At 76.6% G+C, this 4,596-nt stretch carries 2 protein-coding genes and 2 pseudogenes; 2 read left to right on the forward strand and 2 right to left on the reverse strand.

Annotation, left to right across the window (positions count from 1 at the left end; genetic code table 11):
- Window positions 1-148 precede the first annotated feature (148 nt).
- Together ACR9ZG_RS18130 and ACR9ZG_RS18135 are read left to right on the forward strand one after the other, a co-directional pair.
- Window positions 149-2,284, forward strand: a pseudogene (locus tag ACR9ZG_RS18130) (Pls/PosA family non-ribosomal peptide synthetase); the annotation flags it as partial.
- A complete protein-coding gene (locus ACR9ZG_RS18135; protein WP_481286242.1) occupies window positions 2,281-3,672 on the forward strand; it encodes a M1 family metallopeptidase in 1,392 nt (463 codons plus the stop codon). The pseudogene ACR9ZG_RS18130 and the gene ACR9ZG_RS18135, both read left to right, overlap by 4 nt.
- On the opposite strand, the gene ACR9ZG_RS18140 is transcribed toward ACR9ZG_RS18135, so the two are convergent.
- The gene (locus ACR9ZG_RS18140) at window positions 3,597-4,271 is read right to left on the reverse strand and encodes a 4'-phosphopantetheinyl transferase superfamily protein (RefSeq protein WP_481286243.1); all 675 of its coding nucleotides are present in this window, start codon (window positions 4,269-4,271) and stop codon (window positions 3,597-3,599) included. The two genes, ACR9ZG_RS18135 and ACR9ZG_RS18140, sit on opposite strands and share 76 nt — an antisense overlap.
- Window positions 4,272-4,328: 57 nt before the next feature.
- Window positions 4,329-4,596: pseudogene (locus ACR9ZG_RS18145) on the reverse strand (hypothetical protein); the annotation flags it as partial.

Below are 4,596 nucleotides of genomic sequence, written 5' to 3' on the forward strand. Positions count from 1 at the left end.
TGCACGTGCTCAGCGAGAAGCCGATCGCGCGCACGGCCGACGAGGCGGCGAGCATGGTCGACGCGGCCCCCCCCGCCGGCCGCGGGGGGGGGGGGGGGGGGGGCGGGCCGCGCGCGGGGGGGGGGGGGGGCCCCCCCCCCGGGGGGGCCCCCCCCCGCCGCTGCGCATGCAGGTGCTGCAGACGCTGCTCGGGGTGCCGCTGTTCGTCCTCAGCGGGATCCGCTGGCTGCTCGTGCTGCTGACGGCCTCCGCGATCCTGCGGCCGTTCGGCGGGTTCGACGTGCTGCCAGAGGTGCACCTCGGCTGGCTGCTCGTCGGCCTCCTCGTCTTCGTCACGCCGTGGGGGCGGATGGCGATCTCCGTCGTCGCGGCGCGCCTCCTCCTCGCGGGCGTGGAACCGGGCGACCACCCGCGCGGCGGCGGCGTGCACCTGCGGCTCTGGCTCGCCGAGCAGGTCGCGCACCAGATCGGCGCCGCCAGTCTCGCCGGCGCGCCGTGGATCAGCTACTACGCGCGGGCGCTCGGGGCGACGATCGGCCCGGGGGTCGACCTGCACACCCTCCCGCCGGTGACCGGGATGCTGCGGATCGGCGCCGGCGCCTCCATCGAGCCCGAGGTCGACCTCGCCGGGTACTGGATCGACGGCGACGTGGTCCGCATCGGCGAGGTGCGCATCGGCGCCGGCAGCTCGGTCGGCGCGCGCAGCTCGCTGATGCCGGGAGCGAAGATCGGCCGCAACGCGACGGTCGCGCCCGGCTCCGCCGTATTCGGCCGGGTGCCGGCCGGCCAGAACTGGGCGGGATCGCCCGCCGTGCGGGTCGGCCGCGCGCACGAATGGTGGCCGGCGGAGCGTCCGGCCCGCCGCACGCGCTGGGTGCCCGCCTACGCGGCGGCGTCGCTGGTCGTCTCCCTCGTGCCGGTGATCGCCCTGGCGGCGGGAGGCGCGGTCGTCGCGGCGATCGCGCGCGGCTCGTCGACGCTCGGGGAGCTCGCCGGCCGAGCCGCGCTCGGCCTGGTGCCCGGCACGCTCGTCGCCGGCCTCGTGCTCGCCGGTCTCGTCCTCGTGCTGGTGCGGCTGCTGGGGCTCGGGGTGACGGAGGGCGTGCATCCGGTCCGCAGCCGCATCGGCTGGCAGGTGTGGTCGACCGAGCGGCTGCTCGATCTGGCGCGGACCATCCTGTTCCCGCTGTACTCGAGCCTCTTCACCCCGGTGTGGCTGCGGCTGCTCGGCGCCAGAGTGGGGCGTGACGTCGAGGCGTCGACCGTCCTCCTGCTGCCGGCCATGACCCGCATCCGCGACGGCGCGTTCCTCGCCGACGACACGCTGGTCGCGCCGTACGAGCTCGGCGGCGGGTACGTGCGCGTCGCGGCCGTCGACATCGGCGCGCGCGCCTTCCTCGGCAACTCCGGGATGGCCGGTGCGGGCAATCGGGTGCCGCGCGACGGGCTCGTGGCGGTGCTGTCGTTCGCGCCGCGCAAGGCGAAGGCGGGCTCGTCGTGGCTGGGGTCCCCTCCCGTGCGGCTGCGGCGTCACGCGCAGGACGCCGACCTCAGCCGCACGTACGACCCTCCCGCCCGCCTCCGCGCGGCCAGGACGGCGTGGGAGCTGATGCGCATCCTCCCCGTGTTCGTCACCTGCGCGATCGGCCTCGCCGCCCTCCTGGTGCTCGCGTGGCTGGAGAGCTGGGGGCTGGTCTGGGCCGTGGTGCTCAGCGGCCCGGTGCTGCTCGCCGCGGGAGCCGTCGCGGCGGCCGTGAGCACCGCCGCCAAGTGGGCGCTGATCGGGAGGCTGCGGGCGGGCGAGCATCCGCTGTGGTCATCGTTCGTGTGGCGCAGCGAGGTATCCGACACGTTCACGGAGATGGTCGCCGCACCCTGGTTCGCCTCCGCCGCCGCCGGGACGCCGGCGCTCGCCTGGTGGCTGCGCAGCCTCGGTGCCCGCATCGGCCGCGGCGCGTGGATCGACAGCTACTGGCTCCCGGAGGCCGATCTGGTGGAACTGGGCGACGCCGCGACCGTCAATCGCGGCTGCGTGGTGCAGACGCACCTGTTCCATGATCGAATCATGAGCATGGACCACGTCACGATCGAGCGCGGGGGCACGCTCGGCCCGCACAGCGTCATCCTCCCGGCCGCCGCGATCGGCTCCGACGCCACCGTCGGGCCGGCGTCGCTGGTGATGCGCGGCGAGACCGTCCCCGACCGCAGCCGGTGGAGCGGCAATCCGATCGGGCCGTGGCGGGAGGTCGTCATCCGCGAGTACCGGCAGCGGGCCGGGCGATGAGCCGCGACGCCGCCGACGCCGGCACCGTGCACGCCGACACCGCGCCGCACGGTCCCGTCGGGCCGGGTTTCTCGGGGGATGCCGCCGCCGGCACCCCGGGCAACGCCTACCTCCCGCGCTCCGGGTCTCCGGACTACGCGGTGCTGTCCTACGACCTCGACCTGGGCTACCGCGTGGCGACCAACCGGCTCGACGCGACCGCCGTCATCCGCGGCCGGGCCGTGAACCGGCTCGGCGCGATCGTCCTCGACCTCGTGCACCTGCGGGTCAAGCGCGTGCGGCTGGCCGGTGACAAGCGCGCACGGTTCACCCAGAACGCGACGCACGTCCGCATCCGCCCCTCCGCCCCGCTCGCCCCCGGCGAGGAGTTCACGGTCGAGGTGACGTACGACGGCTCGCCGCAGCCGCGGCGCACCCGCTGGGGCACGCTCGGGTGGGAGGAGCTCACCGATGGGGTGATCGTCGCCGCGCAGCCGTCGGGCGCGCCCAGCTGGTTCCCGTGCAACGACCATCCGGGCGACAAGGCGTCGTACCGCATCCGCGTCACCACCGAGGAGGCGTACACCGTCCGGGCGACGGGCGAGCTGCTCGACCACAGCGTGAGCGGCGGCCGTGGCAGCTGGGTCTTCGAACGCCAGGAGCCGACGGCGACCTATCTGGCCGCGGTGCAGATCGGGCGGTACGTCGTCGAGCCGCGGCGGGCCGCCGGGGTCGACTGGCTGATCGCCTACCCCGCTCCCCTGGCGCGCCGGGTGCTGGCCGACTTCGCGCCGGTCGGGCGGATGCTGGAGCGGTTCGGCGAGCTGTTCGGGCCGTACCCGTTCCCCTCGTACACGGTCGTCGTCACCGCCGACCCGCTCGAGATCCCGCTGGAGGCGCAGGCGATGGCGACGTTCGGCGCCAACCACGCCGACGGCCGCGGCGGCTCGGAGCGGCTGATCGCGCACGAGCTGGCCCACCAGTGGTTCGGGAACAGCGTCGGCCTGCGCACCTGGCGCGACATCTGGCTCAACGAGGGCTTCGCCTGCTACGCCGAGTGGCTGTGGTCGGAGTTCTCCGGCGGCCCGTCCGCCAACACGCTGGCGCGCACGCATCACGCGCGGCTCCGCCTGCCACCGCACGACCTGCTCCTCGGCGACCCCGGGCCGGACGACATGTTCGACGACCGGGTCTACAAGCGCGGCGCCTGCCTGCTGCACGCGCTGCGGCTCCGGCTCGGCGACGACCGGTTCTTCGGGATGCTGCGCCAATGGACCGCCGACCACCGGTTCGGCGTCGTCGAGAGCGCCGACTTCGAGCGGCTGGCCGCACGCTACGCGGGTGAGGGGCTGACGGACTTCTTCGACGCCTGGCTCCGCGAGCGCCGGCTCCCCTCGCTGAGCGCCTGAGCCTCCCCCGTCCGCACGCGGGAGGTGAGGAGGCGGGCCACGGTGACCCGGCAGCCGTGACGGCGGCGCGATGACAGCCGGTAGAGGGCGCCGTCGAGCTCGGCGGTCCGGCGCCCGAGCCGCACCGCGGCCGGGTCGACGCGGAGGCCGCGGCCGTCCGCCTTCAGCACCGCCTCGGTGGCGGTCCAGGCCCGGAGAGCGGCCCGCGGACGGCTCGTGGGGCGCGCCAGGAGCGACGTTGCCTCCCGCAGCCGCGCCGGGTCCGTCGACAGCGCCTCGGCGTCGATCCCGATGGGCGCGTCGGCGGCCGCGGCGAACGCCCAGCCCGCGGCATGACCGAGTGCCAGGTGGAGGCCGGGCTGCTGCGGCACGCGCGGCCGCCCGTGCGCCCGCCCGCAGTCGGGGCAGGTCGCGTCGATCGTGACAGCGGCGACGCCGAAGCGCTCGGCCGCGGTGAGCAGAGCCTCCCGCCCGGCCAGGAATGCGGCGGCCGCCTCGGGATCGCCCGCCAGCGTCGCGAGCCGCTCGCGATCACCCGGCGACAGACGGTCGGCGACGTCGGCGGCGGCCGAGCCGTGGCGGATCGTGACGATGCGCACGAGGCCTCCCCTCCGTCGGCCCGTGCCGACGGAGGTCATCGTAGCGGCGGGAGGCTGCTAGCGCGTGGCGTCGCCGCGGCCGTCGTCGAAGCGGGGCGCTTCGTGCCGTCCCGGCGTCGCGTCGTCGGCCGCCGTGCCGGTCCGGCCGTCCGCGGCGGTGCTGCCGTCGGCGGCGGTCCGGTCGTCCGCGGCCGTCGTGGTGCGGCCGTGGGGGGGGGGGGGGCCGGCGCGGGTGGCGGGGGGGGGGGGGGGGGGGGGGGGGGGGGGGGGGGGGGGCGGCGGGCGGGCCCCCCCCCGCCCCCCCCGGCGGCGGGGGGCCGGGGGG

This window comes from Leifsonia sp. KNZ12-8B (genome assembly GCF_056755495.1).